Source organism: Eubacterium callanderi (assembly GCF_900142645.1).
GTDB classification, from domain to species: domain Bacteria; phylum Bacillota; class Clostridia; order Eubacteriales; family Eubacteriaceae; genus Eubacterium; species Eubacterium callanderi.
This window is the reverse complement of record NZ_FRBP01000001.1, coordinates 97,554-113,123: the sequence shown is the minus strand read 5'-3', so window position 1 is coordinate 113,123 and position 15,570 is coordinate 97,554. Positions and strand designations below refer to the sequence as shown.

14 protein-coding genes are annotated in these 15,570 nt (G+C 48.8%); 13 read left to right on the top strand and 1 reads right to left on the bottom strand.

The window, feature by feature from the left end; all coding sequences use genetic code 11:
• The first annotated feature begins 92 nt into the window (after positions 1-92).
• The 5 genes from hrcA to dhaS all read left to right on the top strand — a co-directional run bounded on the left by hrcA (position 93) and on the right by dhaS (position 5,585).
• Positions 93-1,127, top strand: a complete 1,035-nt coding sequence (gene hrcA / locus BUC22_RS00540; RefSeq protein ID WP_013381811.1) for a heat-inducible transcriptional repressor HrcA — start codon at positions 93-95, stop codon at positions 1,125-1,127.
• An 8-nt stretch (positions 1,128-1,135) separates the two neighbouring features.
• On the top strand, positions 1,136-1,711 hold the full coding sequence (grpE, locus tag BUC22_RS00535) for a nucleotide exchange factor GrpE (protein ID WP_013381810.1): 576 nt from the start codon (positions 1,136-1,138) through the stop codon (positions 1,709-1,711).
• A gap of 105 nt (positions 1,712-1,816) precedes the next feature.
• A complete protein-coding gene (gene dnaK / locus BUC22_RS00530; RefSeq protein WP_013381809.1) occupies positions 1,817-3,652 on the top strand; it encodes a molecular chaperone DnaK in 1,836 nt (611 codons plus the stop codon).
• Between the two features lie 130 nt (positions 3,653-3,782).
• The gene (gene dnaJ, locus BUC22_RS00525; protein ID WP_013381808.1) at positions 3,783-4,952 is read left to right on the top strand and encodes a molecular chaperone DnaJ; all 1,170 of its coding nucleotides are present in this window, start codon (positions 3,783-3,785) and stop codon (positions 4,950-4,952) included.
• A gap of 66 nt (positions 4,953-5,018) precedes the next feature.
• On the top strand, positions 5,019-5,585 hold the full coding sequence (gene dhaS / locus BUC22_RS00520; protein WP_013381807.1) for a dihydroxyacetone kinase transcriptional activator DhaS: 567 nt from the start codon (positions 5,019-5,021) through the stop codon (positions 5,583-5,585).
• Here dhaS and BUC22_RS00515 read toward each other — a convergent pair.
• Entirely contained in the window at positions 5,582-5,830 is a 249-nt protein-coding gene (locus BUC22_RS00515) for a hypothetical protein (protein ID WP_013381806.1), read from the bottom strand. The genes dhaS and BUC22_RS00515 overlap by 4 nt on opposite strands.
• A gap of 248 nt (positions 5,831-6,078) precedes the next feature.
• On the opposite strand from BUC22_RS00515, the gene BUC22_RS00510 reads away from it, so the two are divergent.
• The 8 genes from BUC22_RS00510 to BUC22_RS00475 all read left to right on the top strand — a co-directional run bounded on the left by BUC22_RS00510 (position 6,079) and on the right by BUC22_RS00475 (position 15,499).
• Positions 6,079-8,589: a YhgE/Pip domain-containing protein gene (locus BUC22_RS00510; RefSeq protein ID WP_013381805.1), complete on the top strand. Its 2,511-nt coding sequence runs from the start codon at positions 6,079-6,081 to the stop codon at positions 8,587-8,589.
• 108 nt (positions 8,590-8,697) lie between these two features.
• A complete protein-coding gene (locus BUC22_RS00505; RefSeq protein WP_013381804.1) occupies positions 8,698-9,168 on the top strand; it encodes a MarR family winged helix-turn-helix transcriptional regulator in 471 nt (156 codons plus the stop codon).
• A gap of 140 nt (positions 9,169-9,308) precedes the next feature.
• Positions 9,309-10,013, top strand: coding sequence for a RadC family protein (gene radC / locus BUC22_RS00500; RefSeq protein ID WP_013381803.1), 705 nt, complete (start codon positions 9,309-9,311; stop codon positions 10,011-10,013).
• A gap of 118 nt (positions 10,014-10,131) precedes the next feature.
• Positions 10,132-11,046: an RluA family pseudouridine synthase gene (locus BUC22_RS00495; protein ID WP_013381802.1), complete on the top strand. Its 915-nt coding sequence runs from the start codon at positions 10,132-10,134 to the stop codon at positions 11,044-11,046.
• 15 nt (positions 11,047-11,061) lie between these two features.
• Positions 11,062-13,224 (top strand): transglycosylase domain-containing protein, encoded by a 2,163-nt coding sequence (locus tag BUC22_RS00490; RefSeq protein WP_013381801.1) that lies wholly within the window; start codon positions 11,062-11,064, stop codon positions 13,222-13,224.
• Between the two features lie 13 nt (positions 13,225-13,237).
• A complete protein-coding gene (locus tag BUC22_RS00485; protein ID WP_013381800.1) occupies positions 13,238-13,600 on the top strand; it encodes a cupin domain-containing protein in 363 nt (120 codons plus the stop codon).
• On the top strand, positions 13,593-14,234 hold the full coding sequence (gene nth, locus BUC22_RS00480) for an endonuclease III (RefSeq protein WP_013381799.1): 642 nt from the start codon (positions 13,593-13,595) through the stop codon (positions 14,232-14,234). Before BUC22_RS00485 ends, nth begins: the two co-directional genes overlap by 8 nt.
• Before the next feature lie 98 nt (positions 14,235-14,332).
• The gene (locus BUC22_RS00475) at positions 14,333-15,499 is read left to right on the top strand and encodes an ABC transporter substrate-binding protein (RefSeq protein ID WP_013381798.1); all 1,167 of its coding nucleotides are present in this window, start codon (positions 14,333-14,335) and stop codon (positions 15,497-15,499) included.
• Positions 15,500-15,570 lie beyond the last annotated feature (71 nt).

The following is a 15,570-nucleotide window of genomic DNA, read 5'->3' as shown; positions in this document are numbered from 1 at the left end:
GAAATCTATTGACAAAGTAAGACCCTGGTGGTATATTATAGTCAAGATATTAGCACTCACATGTAACGAGTGCTAATAAAGAGGTGAACAAAATGGACTTGAAAGAGAGAAAGAAGAAGATATTGGAGGTAATCATTAAGGATTACATCAATACCGCCGAACCGGTAGGCTCCCGGACCTTGTCAAAGCGTTATAACCTTGGCATCAGCCCTGCGACCATCCGGAACGAAATGGCTGATCTCGAAGACCTGGGCTTTTTAATGCAGCCGCACACCTCATCTGGAAGAATTCCGACTCAGCTGGCATACCGCTATTATGTCGATGAGATCATGCAAATTCAAAAATTAGCTAAGGTTGTGAGAAATGACATCCATAATGGGTATCTTAAAATAACAAGGGAGCTGGATAACACCATGAACCACACGGCAAAGGTGCTGTCCCAGCTGACAAACTACACCTCTGTTGTGCTGTCGCCGCGGGTTTCCTGCTTTAACTGCAAGCACGTACAGATTGTTCCTTTAATTAAGGAACGGGTTTTACTCATTGTGGTCACCTATGAAGGGATGGCAAAGAACATTGAAATGACCCTTTCGCAGGAAATTGACACCACTTTGGCTCTGAAACTGAGTAATGTCTTAAACAGCTTCCTCAAAAATATTTCCTTCCAGGAAATTAATATGGAGCTGGTTGATCAGATTCAGGAATTGTCTCCGGACGAAAGCAATTTGCTCCGGGAAATTCTTCCGGTATTAAGGGATACTTTGATGGAAGAGGCTTCAGACATCCACTCCATGGGTCTGACAAATCTTTTCAATTATCCTGAATTCAGTGATGTGGAAAAAATCCGTCACCTGGTCAATGTGATTGAGGAGAAACCGCTGCTGGCGGGTATCCTTTCAAATGATGACACCAGTCAGGTGATTAACATCAGCATCGGGGATGAAAATGATAATGAGAATCTGAAGGAATTCAGTATTATTACAACAACCTACGAGCTGGAAGGAAAGACCGTAGGTGCTTTTGGGGTCATAGGACCAACGAGGATGAATTATGACAATGTCTCCTCGGTTCTTGATTATATAAGAAATGAACTGAACACAAACTTAACAAAATTATTAATGAAATAGGTGGTTAAATGGCTAAGGAAGAAAAGATGGAACAAAACGTAGACGAAACCGTTAAGGAAAAAGCTACGGAGAAGCAGGCAGCAGAGGAACAGACAACAGAAGAACAGGCAGCAGAGGAAGCTGTTGAGGATGTTGAAAAATCGGTAAATGAAGCGGCCAAAGCTGAGGAAGCAGCGATGGAGCGTCTTATGCGCCTTCAGGCGGATTTTGAAAACTATAAAAAAAGAACGCAGAAGGAAAAGACCGACATTTACCAGTTTGCTCTTGAAGGCTTTGTCACAAAGCTTTTACCAGTGCTTGACAACCTGGACCGCGCCGAAGCGGCAGCCGATGATGACAATGCGGATAAATACCGCGAGGGTGTCCAGATGGTTTTCAAGCAGTTAATCGGTGTTCTGAATGAGGAAGGCCTGCAGGAAATTGACTGCGTGGGCACTGCCTTTGATCCGAACTTCCACCACGGCGTTGCTGTTGGAGAAGATCCTGAAAAAGATGATCAGGTTGTTCTGGAGGTTTTCCAGAAGGGCTACACTTTTAAGGACAAGGTCATAAGACCCGCAATGGTTAAGGTTAATCAGAAGTAAAAAAACGCATGGCGTCGGCGTTTTGGAAACGACGCAAAGTCCGGCCATCCGGTCGGCAATTAAATCTGGAAAACAAACTTTCGAATCAATAGGAGGACATATATTATGGGTAAAGAAAAAATTATTGGTATTGACTTAGGTACTACAAACTCTTGCGTAGCTGTTTTGGAAGGTGGCGAACCGGTTGTTATCCCAAATGCAGAAGGGAACCGTACAACGCCGTCCGTTGTCGCATTCACCAAAGACGGTGAAAGACTGGTCGGCCAGGTAGCTAAACGTCAGGCTGTCACCAATCCGGACCGTACAGTCGCTTCCATCAAGAGACACATGGGGACTGACTATAAGGTAACCATCGACGATAAGAGCTATACACCGCAGGAAATCTCTGCAATGATCCTGCAGAAATTAAAATCAGACGCAGAAGCCTACCTTGGCGAAACAGTTACCAAGGCTGTTATCACGGTACCTGCTTACTTCAGCGATGCTCAGAGACAGGCAACCAAGGATGCTGGTAAAATTGCCGGCTTAGATGTACTGCGTATCATCAACGAACCAACCGCTGCTTCACTGGCTTATGGTCTTGACAAGGCAGACAACCAGAAAATTATGGTTTATGACCTTGGCGGCGGTACCTTCGACGTATCCATCCTGGAATTAGGCGACGGCGTTTTCGAAGTTAAGGCGACCAACGGGAACAACAACCTTGGCGGCGACGACTTTGACAACAAGGTCATTGACTGGATGGCGGATGAATTCAAAAAATCCCACGGTATCGACCTGAAATCTGATAAAATGGCGTTACAGCGTTTGAAAGAAGCTGCTGAAAAGGCTAAAATCGAACTCTCCAGCGTTATGAAATCCGACATTAACCTGCCGTTTATCACTGCAACCGCAGAAGGACCGCAGCATTTGGAACTCTCCCTGACAAGAGCGAAATTCGACGAGTTAACCTCTGGTCTTGTAAGAGAAACTGAAGGACCTGTCTCAAAAGCGATGAGCGACGCAGGCCTTGGCAAAAACGAACTGAACAAGGTGATCCTGGTTGGTGGTTCCACAAGAATCCCGGCAGTACAGGATGCGGTTAAGAACTTAACCGGTGAAGATGCCTACAAGGGCATTAACCCTGACGAATGTGTTGCCATTGGCGCAGCTATCCAGGGTGGTGTACTGGCCGGCGAAGTCAACGACGTGCTCCTGCTCGACGTTACCCCGCTTTCCTTAGGGATCGAAACCCTGGGCGGCGTATTCACAAAACTGATCGAACGCAACACCACCATCCCGACCAAGAAGAGCCAGGTATTCTCTACCGCTGCTGACAACCAGACTGCTGTAGACATCCATGTATTACAGGGTGAACGTGAAATGGCTTCTGGCAACAAGACTCTGGGCCGTTTCCAGTTAACTGGTATCCCGGCTGCAAGACGTGGTATTCCACAGATCGAAGTAACCTTTGATATTGACGCCAACGGTATTGTCAACGTATCTGCCAAGGACTTAGGCACCGGCAAATCTCAGAATGTTGTGATCAAATCAACCACTAACATGAGTGAAGATGATATCGACAAGGCTGTAAAAGAAGCTGAACAGCACGCAGCTGAAGATAAAAAAGCAAAAGACCTGATCGAAGCCAAGAACAACGCAGACTCAACTGCTTACCAGGCAGAACAGTCCCTGAAGGACATGGAAGGCAAGATTACCGACGATGAAAAGAGCAAGGTAACCGCCGCCATTGATAAGGTTAAGACCGCAGGTGAAGGCGAAGACGTTGAGGCAATCAATAAAGCCATCGAAGAATTAAACGAAGCTTTATATCCGATCGCTCAGAAAATGTACGAACAGACCGCTCAGGAACAGACCGCGGAACAGCAGTCTGCTGACCAGAAGGGCGACGATGACGTCGTAGAAGCTGAATACGAAGAAGTCAGCGACGACGACAAGTAAGACGTCCGCTGTGAGCCCGACAATAAGATAGACTTTAGGAGATGGCAGCTGTAATGGCTGCCATCTTTAATAATGATTCTTTACAGGCTGGGCCTTTTAGGTTACAATATGAGGCGAGGTGAATAGAAGCATGAGTGAAAAAAGAGATTACTACGAGGTGCTGGGCGTTGAAAAAAGCGCCAGCGCAGATGAAATAAAAAAGGCCTATCGCAAGATGGCCATGAAATATCACCCGGATAAGAACCCGGGCGATAAGGAGGCTGAAGAAAAATTCAAGGAAGCCAATGAAGCCTACGAGGTCTTAAGTGACGAAACCAAGCGTGCGACCTATGACCAGTACGGTCACGCGGGTATGGAAGGCGGCTTTGGCGGCGCTGGCGGCGGCTCCTACGGCGGTTTCGGCGGAGGTGGCTTTGAGGATATTTTCAGCGATATTTTCAGTTCTTTCGGCGGAGGCGGCGGTTTTGGCGGCTTCGGCGGTTTTGGCGGAGGCGGCGGAGGACGACGTGGTCCAAGCCGTGGCTCTGATATGAAGATTAACATCAATCTTTCATTTAAAGAAGCCGTTTTTGGAACTGAAAAGAAGATTAAAATCAAGCGTCAGGAAGAATGTCCGACCTGTCATGGCTCCGGCGCGGAACCGGGCAGTGAAGCACATACCTGTGATAAGTGCGGCGGCTCCGGGCAGATCTATATCCGTCAGCAGACCCCTTTTGGCACTATCCAGCAGACCACCGTCTGTGACAAGTGCCACGGCGAGGGCGAAATCATCGATGACCCCTGTCATACCTGCCATGGCTCCGGTATCCAGGAAAAGGAACGGACCATCAACATCAAGATTCCGGCAGGCGTAGATAATGGTTCCATCCTTCCGCTTCGCGGAGAGGGCAACACCGGCGCGCGCGGCGGCGGAAAGGGCGACCTTTTCGTTTATATCAGCGTGAAGGAAGACCCGATCTTCAAGCGTGAGGAGGACGATGTTTACCTGGAAATCCCTGTGACCTTTGCGCAGGCAGCCCTGGGCGCTGAGCTGGTGGTACCGACTGTGGATGGCAAGGTTAAGCTGAAGGTTCCAGAAGGCACCCAGACCGGCAAGGTCTTCAGACTAAAGGGTAAGGGTGTGCCGAACGTCAACGGACGCGGACGCGGTGACCAGTACATTACGGTCAGAGTTGAGGTGCCGCGCAAACTGAATAAGAAACAAAAAGAATTATTGAGAGCTTTTGACAAAGAAACAGGCAATGACAATCACCAGGAAGGTAAAAAATTCTGGTCCAAGGTAAAAAATGCCTTTCAATAGAATTTTTAATTAACCGGTGTATGCTTTTGCAGCACCGGTTTTTTCAGCATAACGGAGGAAAAAACCATGTCGGAATCATTGATAACAAAACAGGCCATCGCGGATGGCTTTAAGGGATTGATGCGCATTAAGAGCTTTGATAAAATCACTATTTCAGATATCGCCAAAAGCTGCGGGCTGAACAGGCAGACCTTTTACTACCACTTTCAGGACAAATATGAGCTGCTGGACTGGATTTATTATAATGAGGCCATTTCTGTCATGACAGAGGGCCTGACCTTTGAGAACTGGAGCTCCCGTATTTACAGGATGCTGACGCAGATGAAGAAAGAGGATTATTTTTACATCAACGCCTTTAAAGCCTCAGGACAGAAGGAGTTTGAGGCCTACCTCTTTTCGGTGGCAAAGGAGCTGTTTAAGGAGATCATCGCAAATCTCAGCGGCGAAAAGGAAATTAAACTTGAGGACATGGACTTTATCGCTTCGTTTTTTTCCTACGGAACAGTGGGGATCATTGTTGCCTGGGCGCAGGAGGGCATGCGTGAAAGCCCGGAATTTTTAAAGGAGCGTTTTGAAAATCTGGTGGTGGACAGTAAGAATCTGGCGGTAAAGCGGTTTTTAAGCGCGCTTTAGTCAGGGGTGAAATGCCTGAAAAAGTTCCTTTTGGTTCCCTCGATATCCGAGGAGATGCACAGCCTTAAAAACTCGTCGTAGAGCAGCCTGTATTCGATGCGGGTCAGCTCTTTTGGGGAGACGCTTTTACCAAGGTCGACCAGATTGCGGGCGCAGCGCTCCGGCGATCTGGCAATGCCTCTCAGGATATTGTCAAGCTTTACATCCAACACAGCGTTTTTCAATCGAATCTCTAAGGATTTCATGGCCTGTTCCTTTCGTTTTTTCTACTGATTTTATATTTAATTAAAGCATATCAGCCATGGGGCTGATTGAATATAGACAAAAGACTAGATCTGTCAGACTACCTGACAGATTTTTTGTTTTGTATGAAAACAGGACAATGGCTGGGGTTTGTCGGGTTACAGCGGGGATATCTTTTGGTATACTTTCACATTATGTCAATAATCTTCTCTATTAAACTATAAACGCAGCAGAAAGGAAGCAATAAAAAATGGAAAAACAAAGGTCAGAAAAATCGCTTTTAAAAAAATGGCTACCCTGGATCGTGATCCTCGGCGTGATCATTATTCCCCTTATGTACAGTTTTTTCTATCTGGACGCCTTCTGGGACCCGTACTCAAGGCTGGATACCCTGCCGGTGGCAGTGGTCAATGAGGACAGGGGCGCGACCATTGACGGTAAATCGCGTAACCTCGGAAAGGAAATGTGGGATGAGCTGGAAAAGGACGGTACCCTGAAATTCGTGTTAACCGATGAGGCTGACGCTGTTAAGGGAACTGAGGGCAGCCAGTATTACGCCCTGATTCGTATACCCGAGGACTTCTCCTCTGATATTGCTTCGGCCAGCACCAAAAACAAACGCGAGGCAGAAATTTATTACTCGCCCAATGAAAAGCGGAACTACCTGGCCAGCCAGATTCTCAGCAAGGCAGTGCTTGAGGTTGAAAAGTCAACGAGGGCCAGTGTGGATAAGGAGCTGGTGGCTCAGCTCAGCGGGAAGCTTTACGAGGTTCCCGGACAGCTGGAAACCCTGCAGGATGGTCTTGGACAGCTTGGGGATGGCGCGGACGCGCTGAGTGACGGCACAGGAACCCTGGCCGATGGCACTGGTACCCTTTTAAGTGGCGCGTCAGCCCTGAGCGGCGGCGCGGACGCCTTGGCAAACGGTGCCTCTGCCCTGGCAGACGGTACCCGCAGCCTGGCTCAGGGCGCCCAGAGCCTGCAGGACGGCGCCAATACTCTGGCCGATGGCACAGCAGCGCTGAAAAACGGTACCTCTGACCTGGCAGACGGCGCGTCATCACTGGCGGGAGGTACAGGTACCCTGAACCAGGGGGCAGAAAACCTTGCTGCCGGAACTGGCGAATTCAGTACAAAAGTCAGGGAGTATCAGCAGGGTGAGCAGAAAGCTAAATCTGGCGCAGATCAGGTTGCAGCAGGCGCTGCTTCACTGAGCGACGGGATTGCCCAGCTTTCAGACGGACTGAATTTGCTGAGCCAGAAGGTCAATGCCAGCATGACGGACCTGGACAGCGGTGTGGGGCAGCTTCAGACCGGATTCGGAGGCTATCAGGCCGGCGTGGATCAGCTGATCTCAAGCTCCAGCCAGATGGTGGATGGCATTGTGGGGGCTGGTACAAATAACCCGGATCTGTTAAATGATCCATATTTTAAAGCGCTTTACGATCAGGCAGCAGCAACAGACCCAAGCCAGATCACTGCCTTACAGGCGGGCGGTAAGGCGGTGGGCGACGGTCTCGATACCCTCTCTGCCGGGATCAAAGAAGGGCAGGAGGCCCTTAACGACCCACAGCAGGGGATTCCAGCCCTCATTGACGGAGCCCGGAAAACTCAGACGGGCTCACAGGAGCTGGCGGAAGGAAGCAGCAGCCTGAAGCAGGGGATGGATGGCCTTGACACTGCGACCGGACAACTGGTTGGCGGTGCGGATACGCTGAAAAACGGAGCAAATAAGGTAGCCGCCGGGGCCAGCCAGGCCGACAAAGGCGCCAAAAGCCTTGATGCTGGCGCGGGAAAATTAAACGCGGCAGCCGGACAGGTCAAGGATGGCGCAGGAGCCCTGGCGGACGGCACTGCCCAGGCCAGCCAAGGTGTCAATCAGGTGAATGCGGGTGCCCAGTCCCTGGATTCAGGCGCGTCTGCGCTGAGTGACGGCACCACTACCCTCGTGGGCGGCGCCCGGGAATTTGGGACGGGTGTTGTCAAGCTGAGGGATGGCGCTGTTCAGCTCAGGGACGGTCTCCAAACCGCTAAGACAGGCGTAGACGACAACCTGACCGATGCCCGGGATCAGCTGGGCGCTTTAAGCGGTCTGGACAGCTACGCGGCAGACCCGGTCAATGTCAGTACCGACGCCATCGACCCGGTGCCGAATTACGGAACAGCTTTTGCGCCCTACTTCCTCTCCTTATCCTTATGGGTCGGCGCACTGATTATTTTCTTTGGCATTTATCTGGACGCGGACGAGAAATTCCAGCTCTTGTCCAGACGCTCAGACAAGCGTATTATCCGGAGCTTTTCCTATCTTGTGATCGGGCTCATGCAGGCAGTACTTCTGGCCCTTGTGCTTCAGTTCGGGCTGGGGCTTCAGATTAACCATCCGCTGGCCTTCTATCTGGCCTGCTGTCTGGTATCCATGGTCTTTATTGCCATTGTCCAGTTCCTGATTGTCTTTTTAAAGGACATTGGAAAATTTCTGGCCATTGCGCTGCTGATTCTTCAGCTGACCTCCTGCGGCGGGACTTTTCCAATGGAGACGGTGCCGAAGTTTTTTAACCTTCTGTACCCGTTTATGCCCATGACTTATTCGGTCGGGCTGTTTAAGGACACCATCAGCGGAACCGGCGCTATGGGACTTGATAAGAACAGTCTGGTGCTTATGGGCATTCTGGTTGTAATCATGCTGTTTACCGTTTTATTCACTTATTTTCAGAACAGGGGACGGGCGCGCAGCACCGCAGAGATAACGGATCAACCATAAAATTAAGGCCACAGCTGAAATTTGCTGTGGCCTTTGTATTTTCATTGACATTTGGATACTTTTAACATAAAATGAATTTAAAAAGATACAATATTTAAGAGGTAAATCATGAATGATGAACAAAGAGATACTTTGAACACCTTTTTTGTCGATACCTTCAATAAGATCCTATCGTTGGAAGAACAGACCCTTTTAAAAAGCAGCATTGAAAATCTTTCTGTCAAGGAATTACATATTATAGAAGCAGTCAGTATTTTGCAGAGAGACAAAAAGAACACGATGACGGAAATAGCCGCCCAGGTCGGGATTACAGTCGGCGCACTGACCACAGCGGTGAATGTGTTGGTCAAAAAAGAGTACCTGTCCCGCAGGCGTTCCGAAAAGGACCGCAGGGTAGTACGAATCTATTTAACGGAAAAAGGCATGCGTGCCGAGATGCACCACCGGATATTCCACGAGAATATGGTCTCAAATGTCGGTGAGGTCCTGACAGAGGAGGGACTGGAAAACTTAATAATTGCTTTAAAACAGCTCACTTCCTTTTTTAACGGACAGCTGGAGGATTTGAAAGAAAAATAAGCGGAAAAGCCCCTTTTGGGGCTTTTCTTAATGTTTTGTTCATTATTCAGTTACAAAACATTACATAATGTTAGGAATTTATTTAGGAAAGGAAATTTGAAATCTGTTAGAATAAAGAGAACCGTGCGAGGAGGTGACCTATGGCCGAAAATAGTGACCATATGGCAATCCGGGAGATGCCCAGAGATGAGCGTCCCCGTGAAAAGCTGATAAAACACGGTGTCCACAGTCTCAGTAATGCAGAGCTGATCGGCATTATCATTCAGACAGGATGCCAGGACGCGACTGCGGTGGAGCTTGGACAGCGAATTCTGAGGGCCTTTGACAACGACCTCTCAGCCTTTTTTGGCATGAGTATCGAGGAGCTCGACCGCAACGCGCTGCTCAAGGGCATTGGCCCGGCAAAGGCCTGCCAGATTAAGGCTGCCATAGAGCTTGGACGGCGTGTGAATACCCGTCCGCCCGAACAGCCGAAAATCGGTTCGCCAAAGGATGTGGCCACGCTGCTGACAGATGAGCTGCGTTACCTGAAGCAGGAGCACTTTATGATTCTGCTGCTGGATAACAAGAACAAAGTCATTAAGACAGAAACCATTTCCATCGGGACCATCAATGCGTCCCTGGTGCATCCGAGAGAGGTGTTTGTAAAAGCTATCCGGCAGCATGCCGCTGCGGTTATTCTGGCCCATAATCATCCATCGGGTGATCCGAAACCAAGTGCGGAGGACAGGGCCATTACCAAACGTCTGCTCGAATCAGGCGAACTGCTGGGGATTCCAGTTCTCGACCATGTGGTGATCGGCGGGGCAGACTATGTCAGCTTTAAAGAATCCGGTTATATCTAAGGTTCTTTTATGTTTTTTGGCATTATTTATGAATTTGTGTTAAAATTAGATTGATTATTTTCTTATTTTACAATAAAATAAATAGTTGAGATTGTGAATGCTTGGAAGAGGTGATGTAATGATTATGCCCGAAGAGGGACAGTTTGTATATCATTATATAGTAGGAGATGTAAAAAGTGGTTCTTTGAAGGACATGCTGACCAATCATTATGATTACTCCAGCCGGCTGCTCAGGCAGCTCAAGCGGGACGGCAGTATTACTTTAAACGGCAGGGACTGTTGGCTGACCGATCCGGTGCAGAGAGGAGACCAGGTGGTCATTACCTTCCCGGAGGAGCGGTTCGACATTGAAGCTGTTGAGGGACCCTTAGATATTGTTTATGAGGACGACGAGGTGCTTGTGGTCAATAAGGATGCTGATTGTGTGACGCATCCAACCAAAAGCCACCAGCTGGATACCCTGGCCAATCATGTGGCCTGGTACTGGGAGGAGAGAGGTACCCCTGGAAAAATCCGTTTTGTGAATCGTCTGGACCGGGACACTACCGGACTTGTCGTCATCGCGAAAAATAAATATGTGCATCATTATATCCAATCCAGAATGAAGACTGATGCGGTTAAAAAGACTTATATCGCCTTTGTGAACAATGTTCCGGAGGAGAAGGAAGGCTGTATCCGTGTTCCCATTGGCCGTCCGTCTGAGGACAGTCTGGAAAGAATTGTCATGGAAGACGGTAAGGAATCTGTCACACACTTCAGAGTACTGGAAAGCTACAGGAATGCTGCGATGGTGGAGCTGGTACTGGAAACCGGACGCACCCACCAGATCAGAGTTCATTTAAAATATATTGGCTGCCCCATCATTGGCGACAGCCTGTACAATCATGATGGGAATCCGAGCTATGGCATGGCCAGGCAGGCCCTGCACGCTGCAAAGTTGAACTTAACCTTACCCAAAAGCGGTGAGTTGGAACTTTCCGCAGGATTAACTGAAGATTTAGTAACACTTCAAGAAACATTGAGGAAAGAATAAAAAGAAGGTGGAATTATGAGTAAAGAAGAAGCAAAGAAAGTTGCTCCCAAGGCGCCTAGAAAAGGGCTGCCCAAAAAGAAAAAGAAAAGAATGGCAACCTGGAAAATCGTTCTGATTGTACTGGCGGTTTTGATCGTTGCTGGTGTCGTGACAGGCTTTTCGGTCTACGCGGCCAATAGACAGGATATTTCAGATTTTACTTATCAGCAAAAGGAAAAGACGCAGATTTTCTCATCAGATAACCAGGTTATTGCCGAGATGGCAGCTGAGAACAGGACCTACGTCTCTTTGGATCAGATTCCAAAGGATCTTCAGAACGGCCTGATTGCAACAGAGGACTCCCGTTTCTATTCGCACCACGGTGTCGACTACTACGGGATTATGCGTTCACTGGTTTCAAATCTGTTCAGCGGAAACAGTACAGGCCAGGGGGCCAGTACCATTACCCAGCAGCTCGCCAGAGTGCTCTTTGACCTGGACGTTGCTGAACCTGGCTTTATGGATTCTGTCAACCGTAAGATGAAGGAAATCTCCATTTCAAGGCAGCTGGAAGAAAAATATACCAAGGACCAGATCCTTGAAATGTACCTGAATGAATACTACTTTGGTTCTGCCTCCTATGGTGTGCAGGCAGCTGCCCAGACCTATTTTGGCAAAAATGTCTCCGACCTGAATCTGGCCGAGTCTGCCATGCTGGCAGGTCTGCCCCAGGCGCCGTCGGCCTATGCGCCCAACGCCAACTTTGAGGCGGCTAAGAACCGACAGGCCCAGGTACTTGCCCGTATGGTAAAAGAAGGCTACATTACCCAGGAACAGGCGGATCAGGCCGCAGCCACTGAAATCACTATAATGCCATGGTCCGAAGAACAGACCAACGATGATATTAAGGATGGCTACGGGGCATTCATTAATGCGGCGCTTCAGGAATACGCCGAGGCTCTCGCGCCAAGTGTGATGAAGCAGAAGGGTGTGGACGAGGAAGAAGCCGTTAAACAGATCCGCGAAAATATCGCGAACGGCGGTTACCGTGTTTATACAACCATTAACACCGGATATCAGGATGCAGCCATTTCCGCTATGGAAAACGGACTGGACAATGCTGGCTTCAGCCAGGAAAATGGCGACACTGGCGCCATCGTCACGGTGGATAAGGATGGCGCTGTACTGGGCTACTACGCTGGAAACACGGATATCGACATGGCGGACTCACCGAGACAGCCTGGCTCTAACATCAAACCGCTCTATTACAGCGGCGCCATCGAAAAGGGTGTGTTCTCACCGTCTTCAATTATCAAGGATGAGCCGATTAATATTGGCGGCTACTCACCGAAGAATTACGGCGGCGGCTACAGCGGCAATGTCACCATTACCCAGGCCCTTGTCAATTCTTTGAATATCCCGGCGGTTAAGGTTTTTAATACCTTTGGCATTGAAAATGCCATCGACTGGATGAAAACACTGGGTATTACAACTTTTGTTAATCCAGGAGATCTGGACACTGGCGCAGACGACTATAATCTGGCCACAGCGTTGGGCGGGATGACGAATGGGATCAAGCCAATCGAAATGGCAGCTGCCTTCAACTGCTTTAACGATGGCGGTGTTTATAATGAGCCTTACAAAATTGTTAAGGTTGAGCAGACCAACGGCAAGCAGGTCTTTGATAAGAGCCAGCTTGGCCTGACCTCCAGAAAGGTTATGTCTGAAGATACAGCCAGCTCCATGTGGGGTATCCTGCAGCAGGTTGTCACCAGCGGTACCGGCGGACGTGCGGCCCAGGCTTATCCGACAGCAGGTAAGACAGGAACAACGGACAACGAGGAAGATTTATGGTTCACCGGTATGACCGGGAACATTACGACCTCGGTGTGGGTCGGTAACCTTGAACATGACCCAGTCGGCACAGGGAGTTATATCCCGGCAGGTATCTACGGCTCCTATGTCCGGTCACTGATCAACAATGATCTGGTCACTGAGTTTGCAGCGCCTTCAGAGTCTACACAGACAACGCCCATAACCACACCGACGCCGGCCGCAACACCGACGCCGACACCGGAAGCGACAGCAGCACCGACACCAGAACCAACAGTAGAGCCAGAACCGACACCGCGACCAACGTCTACACCGACACCAACAACACCAGATGATGATGAGAAACCTTCCACTGAGGAAGAATAATTGAGGTGTCAAAATGCTGATCAAAAATGAAGAACATACCATTGATGATAAGTTTGAAATGCGCGGAGGAAATGGAACGATCCACATCAAGCATGTTGTGGATCAGGACGTTCTCTGTGACAAGGGAAGATTATATGCCCAGATTACCGTGGAGCCAGGGTGCTCCATCGGTAGTCATGAGCATGTGAACGAAAAGGAAATTTTTTACATCCTGAGCGGTCAGGCCCAGGTAACGGACAACGGTGTAAAGCGGACATTAAATCCCGGGGACGTTCTGGTAACAGGACACGAGAGCGCCCACGCGGTTGAAAACACCGGGGCTGTGAATCTTGAAATGATGGCGCTGATCCTCTACGGAGATGAGAAGTATGAATAAAGAAAATCGAAAAAAGGTGCTGGATGAGCTTGAAAAGCTCTACGGCGGAGAAAAATGCGGGCTGGATTTTACCAGCCCTTTTGAATTGCTGATCGCAACCATGCTGTCGGCCCAGTGCACGGATGTGCGGGTGAATATTGTAACCGGCGAGCTGTTCAAGGAGTACAATACCCCGGAAAAGCTGCTGACCTTAAATGAAGGAGAGCTCAGGGAAAAAATCAAATCCTGTGGTCTCTCCAACACAAAGGCGAAGAATATTCTTCTGACCTGCCATATGCTGCTCTCGGAATACAACGGTGTTGTGCCCGAGACTATGGAAGAGCTCATAAAGCTTCCGGGCGTTGGCCGGAAAACCGCCAATGTGGTTATGAGCAACGCTTTTGACGTGCCAGCCATCGCGGTGGATACGCACGTGTTCCGGGTATCCCGGCGTATTGGCCTGGCAAAAGGGAACAACGTTCTCCAGGTCGAAAAAGAGCTGATGAAAAATATTCCCAGGGATTACTGGTCCCGTGCGCACCACTGGCTGATCTGGCATGGAAGGCGGCTGTGTACGGCCAGAAACCCCAAGTGTGAGAGCTGCGCGATCAATCCTTACTGTGACGATTATAAAAAGCGAAACAAGAAAAAATAAAAAATTGTATACAAAACCCAGATATTCCTTGATATTTTCTCTGGGATATATTAAAATGAGTAAAAGTTTAAATTTATTTTTCACAGGAGGAAGAGAAAATGAAGAAAAAAATCATTAGTGCTCTAATGGTTGGTGTTTTGTGTGTATCCGTTTTCGCCTTTGCTGGCTGTAGCTCATCCGGAAGCGGAAGCAGCGGAGATACCATTAAAATCGGTGCTTTAGGTCCTTACACTGGCGACACCGCAATGTACGGTGTGGCAGCTAAAAACGGGATCGAGCTGGCCGCAGAACAGATCAATGCAAACGGCGGCATCAACGGAAAGAATGTTGAAGTCGTTTCTTACGATACCAAAGGCGACTCAACCGAAGCAGTCAACGCGTACAATCGTCTGCGTGACCAGGACGGCGTCGTCGCAATTGTCGGCTCTGTACTGACAGGCGAAAGTATGGCTATTAAGGATTTAGCAAAATCCGATAATATGCCGATCTTAACCCCGACCTCTACCGCAGCGGACGTTACCGAAGGCGCTCCAAACAGCTTCCGTGTATGCTATCTGGATGAATACCAGGGCAACGCCGGTGCGAACTTTGCAGTGAGCACTGAAAACGGCGGATTAGGCGCTAAAACAGCTGCAATGCTGGTGAATTCAGGCAGCGCTTACTCTCAGGGGCTGGCAGACGCTTTCAAAGCCACCTTTGAAGCAAAGGGCGGCAAGGTTGTCGGCAGTGAATCCTACGCAGATAAAGATAAAGACTTCAGCGCTCAGCTGACCAAAATCAAAGAGCTGAACCCAGAAGTTGTCTATATTCCAGATTACTACAATGTAGCAGGTCCGATCATGCAGAAGGCTAAGGAAATGGGGATTACTTCCAAATTCGTCGGCGGCGACGGCTGGGACAGTGTTCAGGTAGACTACGCTGACGCTGCACAGGGCCAGTATTTTGCAAACCACTATGCAGCAGATTCCCCGAAGGAAGCTGTGCAGAACTTTATCAAATCCTACAAAGACAAATATAGTGAAGCAGCCAACTCTTTCGCAGCCTTAGGCTACGATGGCATGAACGTTATGGCTGAAGCAATCAAAAATGCGGGCAGCACAGACTCACAGGCAATTGTCGATGCACTGCAGAAGATTGATTTTGACGGTGTAACCGGTCATTTCACATTTGACGAAGAAGGTAATCCAAAGGGTAAAGACATTACAATCATTCAGGTTGATAATGGCGAATTGAAATTTGTGACCACTGTACAGGGTGACAACTAAATCAAAAGCACAAGTGGATTAAAATAACAGATATAGAAGAGCCTCGGCTCTTCTATATCTGTTTATACAAT